The 13,874-nt window shown below is 66.8% G+C and carries 12 protein-coding genes and 1 pseudogene; 11 read left to right on the top strand and 2 right to left on the bottom strand.

Going from position 1 to position 13,874, the window contains the following annotated elements:
- Positions 1–155 precede the first annotated feature (155 nt).
- The 6 genes and pseudogenes from rplU to proB form a co-directional block, all read left to right on the top strand.
- Positions 156–542, top strand: a pseudogene (gene rplU, locus AC4PTO_RS06170) (50S ribosomal protein L21); the annotation flags it as partial.
- Between the two features lie 132 nt (positions 543–674).
- Positions 675–944, top strand: coding sequence for a 50S ribosomal protein L27 (gene rpmA / locus AC4PTO_RS06175; RefSeq protein ID WP_492732854.1), 270 nt, complete (start codon positions 675–677; stop codon positions 942–944).
- Between the two features lie 212 nt (positions 945–1,156).
- Positions 1,157–1,696 carry a GNAT family N-acetyltransferase gene (locus AC4PTO_RS06180; RefSeq protein WP_492732855.1) on the top strand — a complete coding sequence of 180 codons (540 nt, stop codon included), beginning with the start codon at positions 1,157–1,159 and terminating at the stop codon, positions 1,694–1,696.
- A gap of 6 nt (positions 1,697–1,702) precedes the next feature.
- A complete protein-coding gene (locus AC4PTO_RS06185) occupies positions 1,703–2,680 on the top strand; it encodes a GNAT family N-acetyltransferase (protein WP_492732856.1) in 978 nt (325 codons plus the stop codon).
- A 96-nt stretch (positions 2,681–2,776) separates the two neighbouring features.
- Positions 2,777–3,802, top strand: coding sequence for a GTPase ObgE (gene obgE, locus AC4PTO_RS06190; protein WP_492732857.1), 1,026 nt, complete (start codon positions 2,777–2,779; stop codon positions 3,800–3,802).
- A 20-nt stretch (positions 3,803–3,822) separates the two neighbouring features.
- Positions 3,823–4,926: a glutamate 5-kinase gene (gene proB, locus AC4PTO_RS06195; RefSeq protein WP_492732858.1), complete on the top strand. Its 1,104-nt coding sequence runs from the start codon at positions 3,823–3,825 to the stop codon at positions 4,924–4,926.
- Positions 4,927–5,008: 82 nt separating this feature from the next.
- On the opposite strand, the gene AC4PTO_RS06200 is transcribed toward proB, so the two are convergent.
- On the bottom strand, positions 5,009–6,385 hold the full coding sequence (locus AC4PTO_RS06200; protein WP_492732859.1) for a M20/M25/M40 family metallo-hydrolase: 1,377 nt from the start codon (positions 6,383–6,385) through the stop codon (positions 5,009–5,011).
- 230 nt (positions 6,386–6,615) lie between these two features.
- Between AC4PTO_RS06200 and hemA the strand changes: the two genes are divergently transcribed.
- From hemA to ispG, 3 genes are all read left to right on the top strand, one after another.
- Entirely contained in the window at positions 6,616–7,845 is a 1,230-nt protein-coding gene (gene hemA, locus AC4PTO_RS06205; protein WP_492732860.1) for a 5-aminolevulinate synthase, read from the top strand.
- Positions 7,846–7,956: 111 nt separating this feature from the next.
- The gene (locus AC4PTO_RS06210; RefSeq protein ID WP_492732861.1) at positions 7,957–9,165 is read left to right on the top strand and encodes a helix-turn-helix domain-containing protein; all 1,209 of its coding nucleotides are present in this window, start codon (positions 7,957–7,959) and stop codon (positions 9,163–9,165) included.
- Between the two features lie 65 nt (positions 9,166–9,230).
- Complete coding sequence (gene ispG, locus AC4PTO_RS06215; RefSeq protein WP_492732862.1) at positions 9,231–10,352, top strand: flavodoxin-dependent (E)-4-hydroxy-3-methylbut-2-enyl-diphosphate synthase; 1,122 nt, start codon at positions 9,231–9,233, stop codon at positions 10,350–10,352.
- Between the two features lie 88 nt (positions 10,353–10,440).
- Here the strand turns inward: ispG and AC4PTO_RS06220 are convergent, their stop codons facing one another.
- Positions 10,441–11,190 (bottom strand): DsbA family protein, encoded by a 750-nt coding sequence (locus AC4PTO_RS06220; protein WP_492732863.1) that lies wholly within the window; start codon positions 11,188–11,190, stop codon positions 10,441–10,443.
- Positions 11,191–11,365: 175 nt separating this feature from the next.
- On the opposite strand from AC4PTO_RS06220, the gene AC4PTO_RS06225 reads away from it, so the two are divergent.
- Both AC4PTO_RS06225 and AC4PTO_RS06230 read left to right on the top strand, forming a co-directional pair.
- Positions 11,366–12,508, top strand: coding sequence for a pyridoxal phosphate-dependent aminotransferase (locus AC4PTO_RS06225; protein WP_492732864.1), 1,143 nt, complete (start codon positions 11,366–11,368; stop codon positions 12,506–12,508).
- Positions 12,509–12,561: 53 nt separating this feature from the next.
- Positions 12,562–13,791 carry an N-acetylmuramoyl-L-alanine amidase gene (locus tag AC4PTO_RS06230; protein WP_492732865.1) on the top strand — a complete coding sequence of 410 codons (1,230 nt, stop codon included), beginning with the start codon at positions 12,562–12,564 and terminating at the stop codon, positions 13,789–13,791.
- Positions 13,792–13,874 lie beyond the last annotated feature (83 nt).

The following is a 13,874-nucleotide window of genomic DNA, read 5'->3' on the forward strand; positions in this document are numbered from 1 at the left end:
CCGATCCACGATATACGCCCAACCCGGCGGAAGGTCCGACTTTCCGCCGGGAATGCATTTTCAATCTCGCCCCGAACGGGGCGCGCTGTCCGAGGCGGGGAAACCCGGAAAACCGCAAGGTGCCACAGGGCGCGGCCAATACGAAGGAATGACCCATGTTCGCGGTCCTCAAGACGGGCGGCAAGCAATACAAGGTTCAGGCGGGCGACGTGCTGCGCGTGGAACTGATTGCGGCCGAAGCTGGCGACAAAGTCCAGTTCAACGAAATTCTGATGGTCGGCGGTGACAAGCTTACCGTTGGCGCGCCTTTCGTCAAAGGTGCGGCGGTTCAGGCCGAAGTCATCGACAACATCAAGGCCGACAAGGTCATCACCTATCACAAGCGCCGCCGGAAGCATTCGTCGCAGCGCACCCGTGGCCACCGTCAGAAACTGACGCTGGTGCGCGTGACCGAGGTTCTGGCCTCGGGCGGCGACAAGACGGATGTGCGCGAAGCCGTCGGCACCGCGCTTGCGCGCCGCGCCGCGCATGGCGGCGAGGCCGTGAAGGCCGAAGCCCCGAAGAAAGCAGCCAAGCCGAAAGCCGCGAAGGCCGAGGCCCCGGCCAAGGCCGACGCCGCCGAGAAACCGAAGCGCGCGACGAAAAAAGCCGCTGAAGCGAAGGAGTAATCCCCCATGGCACACAAGAAAGCAGGCGGTTCTTCCCGCAACGGCCGCGACTCGGCCGGTCGTCGCCTTGGCGTGAAGCTCTTTGGTGGCCAGGCCGCCATTCCGGGCAACATCATCGTGCGTCAGCGCGGCACCCAGTGGTGGCCGGGCGAAGGCGTCATGATGGGCCGTGACCATACCATCTTCTCGGTTGCCGAGGGCCGTGTATCGTTCCGCAAGGGACTCAAGGGCCGCACTTTCATCTCGGTTCTCCCTGTTGCGGAGGCGGCCGAGTAAGCCGAACCAGACCCGGACGAAAAAAGGGGGATCGGCTGAAAGGCCGGTCCCCTTTCCTTTTGCCGCGCGCCGAACGGGCAGACCGCCGAACGGGCAGACCGGCCGGACACGAATTTTTCAAGGCCTGGGGGTTGGTATTGTCATCCCTTCGCCCAATTTCAGAGGTAAGCCCCGTTGAAAAGGGGGCGCCATGCGCTTCGAGGAGGGAAGGCATGTATCAAGAACAGATTACCCCGCAGCCGGTGATCGAGGCCGAGCGGTTCATCCTGCGCCCGTTGCGCAAATCCGATGCCGGGCTGATCGCGATGTATACCGCCGACCGGCGCGTGGCCGAGGGGACGCGCGCGATCCCCCATCCGCTGCCCCCCGGCGCGACCGAGGGCTATATCGCCCGCGCGCTTGCCGAGAACCGCATCGAGGATGTCTGGGCGCTGGACGGCTCGGCCCACGGGCTGGCCGAGGTGCTGGGCGTCGTGTCGCTGACGCGGATCGAGCCGGACCAGTCCGAGGTGGGGTTCTGGGTCGGCCCCGGTTTCTGGAATACGGGCTTCGCCTCCGAGGCGGTGCAGGCGCTGGTCGCGGAGAACCCGCATCAGGCGCGCACGCTGATGGCCGAGGTGTTTCAGGACAATCCCGGTTCGGCCCGTGTCCTGACCAATGCGGGCTTCGAATATCTGGGCGATGCGGAAAGCTGGTCGGTGGCGCGCGGCGCGCGCGTGCCGACCTGGACCTACCTGAAGAAGATGGCCTGAGCGCGCATGACCGGCCGGGCCATCCTTCGGACGGCGCGGCTGGAGCTGCGGCCGCTTTGCGCCTCGGACGAGGCGGTCTGCGTGGCCGCGCTTGGTGATGGCGCGATGCGGGCCGCCGTGCCCGATCTTGCGCATGCCTACACGGCCGAGGATTTCCGTGCCTATCTTCCGCAGGACTGGCCCGGCCGGCGTTGGGCGATCGAGCATGAGGGCGCGATGATCGGGCTGGTGACGCTTGATCCGCAGCCTGGCTACTGGATCGTGCCGCAGGCGCAGGGGCGCGGGTTCATGACCGAGGCGCTGCGCGCGGTCCTGGATGCGCATTTCGCCGATCCCGAGGCGGCGGGGCTGGTCACGCATCATCTGGCGGACAATCATGCCTCGGCCCGGGTCCTGCAAAAGCTGGGGTTCCGTGACGGGGGCGCGTCCGGGGCCGGCGGGCAGCGCGCGGCGGTGCTGTCGCGCGCGGATTTCGCCAAGGCCAATCCGCTGGTGATCGACACGCCGCGCCTGCGGCTCGATCCGTTGCAGCCCGGCGATGCCGCGCCCTTCCGGCGCATAGTCACCCGCCCAGAGGTGGGGCGGATGCTGTTTCTCTTTCCCGCCGACTGGAGCATGCGGGCCGCGCGCGCCTTCGTGCATGACTGGCGCTGGACCGGCGCGCCGCCCTTCCGCCTTGCGATCCGGCGCGAGGGGCGCTTCATCGGCTCGGTCGGACTGGGCCGGGGGGCGGCCCCGCCGATCTTCTATTTCCTTGATCCCGCCGAGGCCGGGCAGGGCCTGATGCAAGAGGCGGTCAGCGCATTTTGCGACCGGGTCGTCGCGTATTTCGCGCTGTCGGGGCTTAGTGCGGATGTCTTCACCGATAACCCCGCCTCGGCCCGGATCCTGGAAAAGGCGGGGTTTTCGCGCGGCGGCACCGCCGAGGGGCATTCCGCACAGCGCCCCGCGCCGCATCCGGTCTGGACCTGTCACCGCCCCTGAAAGCGGGCGCCCGCAGGGCGGTTTCGGGGGCATTTCTCTTGAACAATGGCGCGGCAGGCACTATCGCGGGGCCTTGCAACCTTGAAGGCGAATGTCATGAAATTCCTCGACCTTGCCAAAGTCTATATCCGCTCGGGCGGCGGCGGGGCGGGCTGCGTGTCCTTCCGGCGCGAGAAGTTCATCGAATTCGGCGGGCCGGATGGCGGTGACGGCGGCAAGGGCGGCTCGGTCTGGGCCGAGGCGGTCGAGGGGCTGAACACGCTTATCGACTTTCGCTATCAGCAGCATTTCTTCGCCAAGTCCGGCCAGCACGGCATGGGCAGCCAGTGCACCGGCAAGGACGGCGATGATATCGTTCTGAAAGTGCCGGTGGGCACCGAGATCATCGACGAGGACGAAGAGACCGTCATCGCCGACCTGACCGAGGTGGGCCAGAAGGTCCTGCTGGCGCGCGGCGGCAATGGCGGCTGGGGCAACCTGCGGTTCAAATCGGCCACGAACCGCGCGCCCTCGCGGGCCAATCCGGGGCAGGAAGGGGTCGAGCGGACGATCTGGCTTCGGCTGAAGCTGATCGCGGATGCGGGGCTTGTGGGGCTGCCCAATGCCGGCAAGTCGACCTTTCTTGCCGCCGTGTCGAATGCACGGCCCAAGATTGCGGATTATCCCTTCACGACGCTGGTGCCGAACCTTGGCGTGGTGGGCGTGGACGGCAAGGAATTCGTGATGGCCGATATTCCGGGCCTGATCGAGGGCGCCTCGGAGGGGCGCGGCCTTGGCGATCAGTTCCTGGGGCATGTGGAGCGTTGCGCGGTGCTGCTGCATCTGGTCGATGGCACCTCGTCGACGATCACGAAGGATTACCGCACCATCGTGGCCGAGCTTGAGGCCTATTCCGAGGCGCTGTTCGCCAAGCCCCGGATCACCGCGCTAAACAAGATCGACGCGCTGGACGCGAAAACCCTGTCGGCGCGCAAGCAGGCGCTGGAAAAGGCCTCGGGCGGGCCGGTCCTGCTGATGTCGGGGGTGTCGCGCAAGGGCGTGCCCGAGGTCTTGCGCGCGCTTTGGGCCGAGATTTCCGAGGATCGCCGCGATACCGGGGGGGCCGCGCCGTGGCAACCGTGACACCGGCGCGGGCGGCAGGCATGCGCCCGCAGGTCATTGCCGCACGGCGGCTGGTGGTCAAGATCGGATCGGCATTGCTGGTGGGGCCGCAGGGGCTGCGCGTCGACTGGCTGCGCGCCCTGGCCGAGGACGTGGCGGCCGCGCGGGCGCGGGGCACGGATGTGGTCCTGGTCTCTTCGGGTTCGATCGCGCTTGGGCGGCGTGTGCTGGACCTGCCGGGCGGCGTTCTGGCGCTGGAGCAATCGCAGGCGGCCGCGGCGGTGGGGCAGATCCGCCTTGCGCGCGCCTATGAAGAGGCGCTTGCGCCCCATGGCGTGACGACCGCGCAGGTTCTGGTCACGCTTGAGGATACCTCGGATCGGCGGCGCTATCTGAACAGCCGCGCCACGATGGAGACGCTTCTGTCGCTTGGCGTCGTGCCGATCGTGAACGAGAACGACACCGTGGCCACCGACGAGATCCGCTTTGGGGATAACGACCGGCTGGCCGCGCAGATCGCGGTGACGATCGGGGCCGACCAGCTGGTGCTGCTGTCGGATGTGGATGGGTTCTATTCGGCCAATCCGAAAGAGGACCCGTCGGCCACGCGCTTCGATCTGGTCGAGCGGATCACCCCGGCGATCGAGGCGATGGCGGGTGATCCGATCTCGGGGCTGTCGAAGGGCGGGATGAAGACCAAGCTTCTGGCCGCAAAGACCGCGGTCGCGGGCGGCTGCGCCATGGCGATCATGGAGGGGTCCGTCCCGCGCCCGCTGCGCGCGCTGTCCGAGGGGGCCGACTGCACATGGTTCCTGCCCGAGGGCGATCCGCAGGTGGCGCGCAAGCGCTGGATCGCGGCGATGAAGCCGCGCGGCGAGGTCGTGGTGGATGCGGGGGCCGTTCAGGCCCTTCAGCGCGGCAAGTCGCTGTTGCCTGCCGGTGTGGTGCGGGTGAATGGCAGCTTCGGGCGGGGCGATCCGGTGTCGATCCTGGGCCCGGACGGCGCGGCGCTTGGCAAGGGGCTGGTGCGCTATACCGCGGCCGAGGCGCGCGCGATTGCCGGGCACCACTCGGCCGAGATCATGCAGATCCTGGGCTATCCGGGCCGGGCGGCGCTTCTGCACCGCGACGACATGGTGCTGTGAGCGGGGAGGGGGGCGCTGCCCCCCATGGCCTGCGGCCATTCCCCCCGGGATATTTCCACGAAGATGAAAGGGCGCGCGGGGGTCAGCCCGCGATCCGGTCGAGCACGCGCACCCAGCTGCGGATTCCCTTGTGGAAGGAGCGCAGGTCGTATTTCTCGTTCGGGGAGTGGATCGCGTCGTCGTCATTGGCGAAGCCGATCAGGAGCGCGTCCATGCCGAGGATCGACTTGAAGTAATAGGCGATCGGGATCGAGCCGCCCATGCCGACGATCACCGCTTCGCGCTGCCATTCGTCGGAGAGCGCCTTGCGGGCCGCTTCGAATTCGGGGCGGTCGGTGTTCATCACCGCAGCCGGGGCGCCGTCGAGGTCGCTGTCCCAGCTGATGCGGGCATCGGTGGGCAGGCGGGCCTCGAGATGGGCGCGCAGCTTGCGGCGGATATCGGCGGGGTCCATGTCGCCGACGAGGCGGCAGGTGATCTTGCAATGCGCCTCGGCCGGGATCACGGTTTTCGAGCCCGCCCCCTGGTAGCCGCCCCAGAGCCCGTTGATTTCCAGCGTCGGGCGCGCCCATTGCTGTTCGAGCGTGGAATAACCCTTTTCGCCATGCGGGATGCTCATGCCGACGCTGCCGAGATAGTCGGCCTCGTTGAAGCCGCAGCTTTCCCATTGCTGCCGGAGCGGTTCGGGCACCTCGTGGACGCCGTCATAGAAGCCCGCGACCGCGACGCGGCCCTGGTCGTCGTGCAGCGAGGCGATGAGATGCGAGATTTCGCGCAGCGGGTTGAGCGCGGGGCCGCCGTAATGGCCCGAATGCAGGTCGATCCGGGGGCCGTGCAGGGTGAATTCTTCCTTCAGCATGCCGCGCAGCTGCCCCGCGATCGAGGGCACGCCGGGCGAGACCATCGAGGTGTCGCAGATCAGCGCGATATCGGCGGTGAGTTCGGCCGCGTTTTCCTTCAGGAAGGGGATGAGCGAGGGCGAGCCCGATTCCTCTTCGCCCTCGAGAAAGATCGTGAGGTTGCCCGGCAGGGTGCCATGTTCGGCCTTCCATGCGCGGCAGGCCTCGATGAAGGTCATCAGCTGGCCCTTGTCGTCCGAGGAGCCGCGGCCGCGGATCACCTTGCCGTTCGGCGTATCCTCGAGGGCGGGATCGAACGGGTCGCGGTGCCATTGCGACAGCGGGTCGACCGGCTGCACGTCGTAATGGCCGTAAAACAGGATGTGGCGGCCGGGGCCTTCGTGGCGCGCCACGACCATGGGGTGCCCCTTCGTGGGCCGGGCAGAGGCGGTAAAGCTAAGTGAATTCAGCTCGTTGACAAGCCATTCCGCGCTGCGGGCGCAATCTTCCCGATAGGCCGGATCGGTCGAGATCGAGGGGATGCGCAGCAATTCGACAAGGCGGTCGAGCGCTTGCGGAAGGGTTTGATCCACGCGGGCGAGGGTAGCGTCCAGGGTCATCGTCATCTCCGGTTTTTCGGGCGGAGAGTATCAGCCGGGCAGGCACTGTCCAGCAGCCGGGCAGCGGGAATCCGGAGGTGGGCAACAAATCGCGAAAAATGAATGTTTGCATTTCGATGCAAGACGCGACATTTTTTACCCTCCCATTGTCGTAGTTTGACCTTTATCAAGGCCCGGCGCGACATGGGCCGGTATGGCTTACCCCAGCGAACTTGGCGAGGGAAACGGATATGAACTACGACCACGCACTCGACATGGCGATTGGCAAGCTGCACGAGGAGGGGCGTTACCGCACCTTCATCGATATCGAGCGTGCGAAGGGCGCTTTCCCCAAGGCCGTCTGGAACAAGGCCGACGGGACGAAGAAGGATATCACCGTCTGGTGCGGCAACGACTATCTTGGCATGGGGCAGAACCCGGTGGTCCTTGCCGCGATGCACGAAGCGCTGGATGCAACGGGCGCCGGTTCGGGCGGCACGCGCAACATCTCGGGCACGACGGCCTATCACAAGCGGCTTGAGGCCGAGCTGGCCGACCTGCATGGCAAGGAGGCCGCGCTGGTCTTTTCCTCGGCCTATATCGCCAATGACGCGACGCTGAGCACGCTGCCCAAGCTGTTTCCCGGTCTCATCATCTATTCGGACGAGCTGAACCACGCCTCGATGATCGAGGGGATTCGCCGCAATGGCGGGGCCAAACGTGTGTTCCGCCACAATGACGTGGCCCATCTACGCGAGCTTCTGGCCGCCGACGACCCGGCCGCGCCGAAGCTGATCGCTTTCGAGTCGGTCTATTCGATGGACGGCGATTTCGGCCCGATCACCGAGATCTGCGATCTGGCCAAGGAATTCAACGCGCTGACCTATCTTGATGAGGTGCATGCGGTGGGCATGTATGGCCCGCGCGGTGCCGGCATCGCCGAGAAGCTGGGCGAGATGGACCGGATCGACATTTTCAACGGCACGCTCGGCAAGGCCTTTGGCGTGTTCGGCGGCTATATCGCGGCCTCCGCGCGGATGGTGGATGCAGTGCGCTCTTACGCGCCGGGCTTCATCTTCACCACCTCGCTTCCGCCGGTTGTCGCCGCGGGGGCGGCGGCCTCGATCGCCTTCCTGAAAACCGCCGAGGGGCAGAAGCTGCGCGATGCGCAACAGCTGCACGCGAAGGTCCTCAAGATGCGTCTCAAGGCGCTTGGCATGCCGATCATCGACCATAGCAGCCATATCGTTCCGGTGGTCATCGGCGATCCGGTGCATACCAAGGCGCTGTCGGACATGCTGCTGGAAGAGTTCGGCGTCTATGTCCAGCCGATCAACTTCCCCACCGTTCCACGCGGGACCGAACGGCTGCGTTTCACGCCCTCTCCGGTGCATGATCTGGGGCAGGTCGATCATCTTGTGCGCGCAATGGACAGCCTCTGGTCGCGCTGTGCGCTGAATCGTGCCGAAGCGAGTGCCTGACGCTTTTTCTGCGGGTGCACTGCTCATCACCTTGTGATAGGAAGACGGTAATTTTCGGGGGAGCAATCCCCCGAATCGACTATCTATAGCTATTGGGGCAGGGACAGGCGCATGATCGGGCGGAAGGCGATGCCTTCGACGGAGGAAACGGATAAGCCGAAAGGCTTTGACGATTTCGAGTTGCGCCTTGGGGACGTCATGCGTGGCGAACGCGCAACCTTGTCTAAATCGCTTCTGGATGTGCAGCGCGAATTGCGCATCAAGGCGGCCTATATCGCCGCGATCGAAAGCGCCGATGTCGCGGCGTTCGAGACCCCTTCCTTCATCGCGGGCTATGTGCGCTCCTATGCGCGCTACCTGGGAATGGACCCGGACTGGGCGTTCAGCCGCTTCTGCTCCGAGGCCGGTTTTGCGCCGACCCATGGCATGGCGCCCGCCGCCTCGGGGCCTAAACCGCAGCGCCGCCCCGCCGATGTGGCCGAGGCGCTTGCCAACCCCAATGCCAGCTTCGTTCCCCGGACCGAGGCGTTCTGGGCCAAGATCGAACCGCGTGCTATCGGCTCCCTCATGGTGCTGGCGGTTCTGGCGGGTGCCTTGGGATATGGTGGCTGGACCGTCCTGCAAGAGGTGCAGCGCGTGCAGCTTGCCCCCGTCGACCAGACCCCCGGCGTCGTGGCCGAGCTTGACCCGCTGCAATCTGTGGCGCCCGTGGCCGTGGCTTCGGCCGGGCGCGACGTGTTGCCCGACCTGCCCACGCCCGAGGCGCTGGACCGCATCTATCGTCCTGCGGCACTTGAAACCCCGGTTCTGGTGGCGCGCGACGGCCCGATCTCGGCCATCGACCCGCGCCGTGCGGGCGCTTTCGCCGATGACACGGTCGAGATGGCCGCCAATGACACGGCCGTTCAGGCCGAGGACGCCCAGCCCGACGGCAGCGTGGTGCGCACGCTTGGCGCCGACGCCCCCGAGGTCGAGATTCTGGCCGTGCGCCCGTCCTGGGTGCGGGTGCGCGCCAGCGACGGCAGCGTGATCGTCGAGAAGGTCATGGATGCGGGCGAGCGTTTCGCGCTGCCCAAGCTTGAGGAGCCGCCGGTACTGCGCACGGGCGAATCGGGCGCGATCTATTTCGCGGTGAACGGCGTGGCGCATGGCCCGGCGGGCGATCGCGGTGCCGTGACGAAGAACATCGTTCTGTCGCCCGAGGCGCTGTCGGAAAGCTATGCGGTTGCGGATCTGACGCAGGATCAGGATCTGGCGCAATTCGTCGCGGTGGCCGATGCGGGCGCGGCGGCGGTGCTTCCGCCCGAGGCCGGGCAGTAAGCGGCTGTTGTCCTTTCCCCAATGCTGACCTATCTGTGACCCGGACCCAACCGGAGGGAGTTCCCATGTCTCTCAACCCCGTTCGCCCGTGGCGCAACATCTACCGGCGCAAGTCGCGCCAGATCATGGTGGGCAATGTGCCGGTGGGGGGCGATGCGCCGATTTCGGTGCAGACGATGACGAATACCGACAGCTCGGACGTGCGCGCCACGCTGGCGCAGGTGATCCGCGCCGCCGATGCGGGGGCCGATATCGTGCGGGTCTCGACGCCCGACGAAAGCGCGACCGCCGCGCTGCGCGAGATCGTGCGCGAAAGCCCGGTTCCGATCGTGGCGGATATCCATTTCCATTACAAACGCGCCATCGAGGCGGCCGAGGCGGGCGCGGCCTGCCTGCGCATCAACCCCGGCAATATCGGCGATGCCCGGCGCGTCAAGGAGGTGGTGAAGGCCGCGCGCGACCATGGCTGCTCGATCCGCATCGGGGTCAATGCGGGCAGCCTGGAAAAGCACCTTCTTGAGAAATACGGTGAGCCGTGCCCCGACGCGATGGTCGAATCCGGGCTCGACCACATCAAGCTGTTGCAGGACAACGATTTTCACGAGTTCAAAATCTCGGTGAAAGCCTCTGACGTGTTCCTTTCGGCGGCCGCCTATCAGGCCCTGGCCGAGGCGACCGACGCGCCGATCCACCTGGGCATCACCGAGGCGGGAGGGCTGATTTCGGGCACGGTGAAATCGGCGATCGGGCTGGGCAACCTTTTATGGATGGGGATCGGCGACACGATCCGCGTCAGCCTGTCGGCCGATCCCTCCGAAGAGGTGAAGGTGGGCTTCGAGATCCTCAAGTCGCTTGGCCTGCGCACGCGCGGGGTGCAGATCATCTCGTGCCCGTCCTGCGCGCGGCAGGGTTTTGACGTGATCAAGACGGTCGAGGCGCTGGAAAAGCGCCTGGAGCATATCAAGACGCCGATGAGCCTGTCGATCATCGGCTGCGTGGTGAATGGGCCGGGCGAGGCGCTGATGACCGATATCGGCTTTACCGGCGGCGGGGCCGGGTCGGGCATGGTCTATCTGGCGGGCAAGCAAAGCCACAAGATGACCAATGCCGAGATGATCGACCACATCGTGCAACTGGTCGAAGAGCGTGCCGCCACGCTCGAGGCCGCGCCCGACGCCGCCGAATAGATCCTGCCGGAAGGGGCGAACGAAAAAAGGGGCCATCGAGGCCCCTTTCTTCGTGGGGCCCGCGGGGGCCCCGGCACCGGATCGGCGGTCAGCCGCGCTGATCGTCGACCATTTTCTGCATCGTTGCCTCGGGGGCGTAGCCGCGCAGCAGATCCCCGCCGATCACGAAGGCCGGCGTGCCCGAGATGCGCATCCGTTCGGCCAGCTGGTGATTGGCGCGCAGCACGGCCGTCACCTCTTCCTCGTTCATGCGCTTCATCACCGCCTCGGCATCCAGCCCCAGATCACCGGCAAGCCGGGTCAGGCTTTCAAGCGTGATGTCGCCGCGGAAGTCGATCAGCGCGTCATGTGCCTTGCTGTAGACCTCGTCCCCGCCAAGCTGTTTCACCGCCACCGCGAAACGCGCCGACAGGTCGGATTGCTGGCCGAGGATCGGGAACTCCTTCACGACGAAGCGGATATTGCCGTCCGATTCCAGCAGCGCCTCGACCTCGTCATAGGCCTTGCGGCAGTAAGAGCAGCGGTAATCCATGAATTCGACCACGGTCACGTCGCCATCGGGATTGCCGCCCACCCAGGAATGGCCGTCGTTGAAGATGTCCTCGGCATTGGTCTGGACCAGAACCTTGTCATTCTCGGCCTCGGCCTCGGCCTGGCGTTGTTCCAGAACGCCGATCGCCTCGACCAGAACCTGCGGGTTCTCCATCAGGTAATCCTTGACGGCGGCGCCGAAGGCGTCCTTTTCGGCCGGGCTCATGGCGGAAAGATCGAAGGCCGAGGCGGGGCCGGTCAGAAGGGCGGTGGACAGCGCCATCGCGGCGATCAGCGTGCGGGTCATCGGGTCTTCCTGTTCATTCTGGCCCTGTCTGGGCGGTGTCTTGTCCGTGCCGGACGGCTTCGGGGCGGAGCATCGCGGTTTGGCGGGCCAAGCGCAAGCCTTCGGGGGTGCGGCTTTCTTGACCTTGCCCGCCCTTGGGCCTATCCGCGTTCACGCAGAGAATACGGAGGAAACGATGCGTTTCTCAAGCCGCGGACAGGTTGATCCCTTCATTGTGATGGATGTGATGGAGGCCGCGCGCGCCGCCGAGGCCGCCGGGCGCCACATCATCCACATGGAGGTGGGCCAGCCCTCGACCCCCGCCCCGCAGGGCGCGCGGGCGGCATTGGCGCGCGCGCTGGAGGGCGATCCGCTTGGCTATACCGTGGCGCTTGGCCTGCCTGCGCTGCGGCAGGGAATCGCGGCGCTTTACGCGCGCTGGTATGGCGTCGATCTGGACCCTGCGCGGGTCATCGTCACCTCTGGCTCGTCGGGGGCGTTCCTTCTGGGCTTCGCGGCGCTTTTCGATGCGGGCGACCGCGTGGCCCTGGGCGAGCCGGGCTATCCCAGCTATCGCCAGATCCTGCGCGCCATGTCGATCGAGCCGGTGGCGATCCGGACGCAGGCCGAAAACCGCTTCCAGCCGCGCCCCGAAGAGATCCCGCAGGATGTGCAGGGGCTGATCGTGGCCTCGCCCGGAAACCCCTCGGGCACGATGCTGGGCCGGCCCGAGCTGGCCGCGCTGATGGCGGCGGCCGAGGCGCGCGGCCTCGCCTTCGTCTCGGACGAGATCTATCATGGGCTGCATTACGAACACCGCGCAATCAGCGCGCTGGAAATCTCGGACGCGGCCTATGTGGTCAACTCCTTCTCCAAGTATTTCTCGATGACGGGCTGGCGCGTGGGCTGGATGGTGGTGCCCGAGAATCACGTCCGCACCGTCGAGCGGCTGGCGCAGAACATGTTCATCTGCCCGCCCCATGCCAGCCAGATCGCCGCACTTGCCGCGCTGGACTGCATCGACGAGCTGGAGGCGAACCGCGCGGTCTATGCCGAGAACCGCCGCCTGATGCTGGCTGGCCTGCCCGAGGCGGGGTTCTCGAAGATCGCGCCGCCCGACGGGGCCTTCTACATCTATGCCGATGTCTCGGAGCTGACCGAAGACAGCCGCGCCTTTGCCGCCGAGATCCTCGAGAAAGCCGGGGTCGCGGTGACGCCGGGGCTGGATTTCGACCCGCATCGCGGCGCGCGCAGCCTGCGGTTTTCCTATGCCCGTGCCACCGCCGACATCGCCGAGGGGCTGGCGCGGCTGCGCGCCTTCATGGCCGCGCGCGGATGACGGTTTCCCCGGCCGCCGCCGCGCCCTATACTGGCGCGCAAAAAGAGGCGGGCATGAAACGGCATATCCTGACGATCCTTTCGGTGGCGCTGCTTCTTGGGCTGGCGCTGGTCCTTCCCGGCGCGCCGCGCGCGCAGGATCTGTCGGCGCTTGCGCGGCTGGACCCCGCGCGCTCGGCCGTCGCGGCGCAGGGCGACAGGACCGAGGTCACGCTGGGGCTGAGCCAGCCGGTGGCCTTCCGCAGCTATCTACTGGATCAGCCGCCGCGCCTTGTCGTGGATTTCCGCGAGGTCGATTTTTCCGGCCTGCGCCCCGACGCGCTTGGCCTTTCGGGGGCGGTCGCTTCGCTGCGCTGGGGGCCGTTCCGGCCCGGCTGGTCGCGGCTTGTGGCCGAGCTGTCGGGGCCGCAGCGCATCGTTTCGGCCGAACAGAAGACCGGCGGGCAGCCCGCGATCCGCGTGGTTCTGGAAACCGTCGCGCCACGCGATTTCGTCGCCCGCGAGGGGGCCGCGCAATCGGCGCTGTGGGATCTGCCGCAGCCCGCCGTGGTGGACCCGCCCAAGCGCCGCCAGAACGGCGAGGCGCCGCTGCTGGTCGTCCTTGATCCCGGCCATGGCGGCATCGACCCCGGCGCCGAGGCCGGCGTGCTGAGCGAGGCGGTGCTGGTGCTGACCTTCGCGCGCGAGCTGAAAGAGGCGCTGACCCGCGCCGGCATCCGGGTTTTCATGACCCGCGAAGAGGACGTGTTCGTGCCGCTTGAGACGCGCATCACGGTGGCGCGCGCGGCTGGGGCGGATCTGTTCCTGTCGTTGCATGCCGATGCGCTTGCCGAGGGGGTGGCGACGGGGGCCACGGTCTATCTGCTGGACGAAGAGGCCTCGGACAGCGCCTCGCAGGCGCTTGCCGAACGCCATGATCGGGCCGATCTTCTGGCCGGCGTCGACCTTGAGGGGCATGACGATGCGGTGGCCTCGGTGCTGATGGATCTGGCGCGCACGGAAACGCAGCCCCGCGCCGTCCGGATGGCGCAGGTCCTGGCGGGGGCGATCAAGGCCGAGGGCCTGAAGATGCACAAGCATCCGGTGCAGGGGGCAAATTTCTCGGTGCTGAAATCGCCCGATATCCCCTCGATCCTGCTGGAGCTGGGCTTCATGTCCTCCGAGGCTGACCGCGACCGCCTGAACGATCCGCAATGGCGCGCGCGCATGGCCGCGGCCATCGTGCGGGGGGTGCAAAGCTGGGGCCAGGCCGACGCGGCCGAGGCGCGCCTGCTGCGCCAGTAGCTGCGCGGCTTCGGCAAGAGGCCGCAGCCTGACGCCAAGTTGTTTTGACGCATCCGCGCGCGCGCGTTATAGCCGGGTGGTTC

This window comes from Rhodobacter maritimus (assembly GCF_058747975.1).

What these genes read in the sequence shown, in the direction of transcription:
- rpmA (WP_492732854.1), top strand. Translation starts at nt 675, where the DNA reads ATGGCACACAAGAAAGCAGGCGGTTCTTCCCGCAACGGCCGCGACTCG.
- AC4PTO_RS06180 (WP_492732855.1), top strand. Translation starts at nt 1,157, where the DNA reads ATGTATCAAGAACAGATTACCCCGCAGCCGGTGATCGAGGCCGAGCGG.
- AC4PTO_RS06185 (WP_492732856.1), top strand. Translation starts at nt 1,703, where the DNA reads ATGACCGGCCGGGCCATCCTTCGGACGGCGCGGCTGGAGCTGCGGCCG.
- obgE (WP_492732857.1), top strand. Translation starts at nt 2,777, where the DNA reads ATGAAATTCCTCGACCTTGCCAAAGTCTATATCCGCTCGGGCGGCGGC.
- proB (WP_492732858.1), top strand. Translation starts at nt 3,823, where the DNA reads ATGCGCCCGCAGGTCATTGCCGCACGGCGGCTGGTGGTCAAGATCGGA.
- AC4PTO_RS06200 (WP_492732859.1), bottom strand. Translation starts at nt 6,385, where the DNA reads ATGACCCTGGACGCTACCCTCGCCCGCGTGGATCAAACCCTTCCGCAA.
- hemA (WP_492732860.1), top strand. Translation starts at nt 6,616, where the DNA reads ATGAACTACGACCACGCACTCGACATGGCGATTGGCAAGCTGCACGAG.
- AC4PTO_RS06210 (WP_492732861.1), top strand. Translation starts at nt 7,957, where the DNA reads ATGATCGGGCGGAAGGCGATGCCTTCGACGGAGGAAACGGATAAGCCG.
- ispG (WP_492732862.1), top strand. Translation starts at nt 9,231, where the DNA reads ATGTCTCTCAACCCCGTTCGCCCGTGGCGCAACATCTACCGGCGCAAG.
- AC4PTO_RS06220 (WP_492732863.1), bottom strand. Translation starts at nt 11,190, where the DNA reads ATGACCCGCACGCTGATCGCCGCGATGGCGCTGTCCACCGCCCTTCTG.
- AC4PTO_RS06225 (WP_492732864.1), top strand. Translation starts at nt 11,366, where the DNA reads ATGCGTTTCTCAAGCCGCGGACAGGTTGATCCCTTCATTGTGATGGAT.
- AC4PTO_RS06230 (WP_492732865.1), top strand. Translation starts at nt 12,562, where the DNA reads ATGAAACGGCATATCCTGACGATCCTTTCGGTGGCGCTGCTTCTTGGG.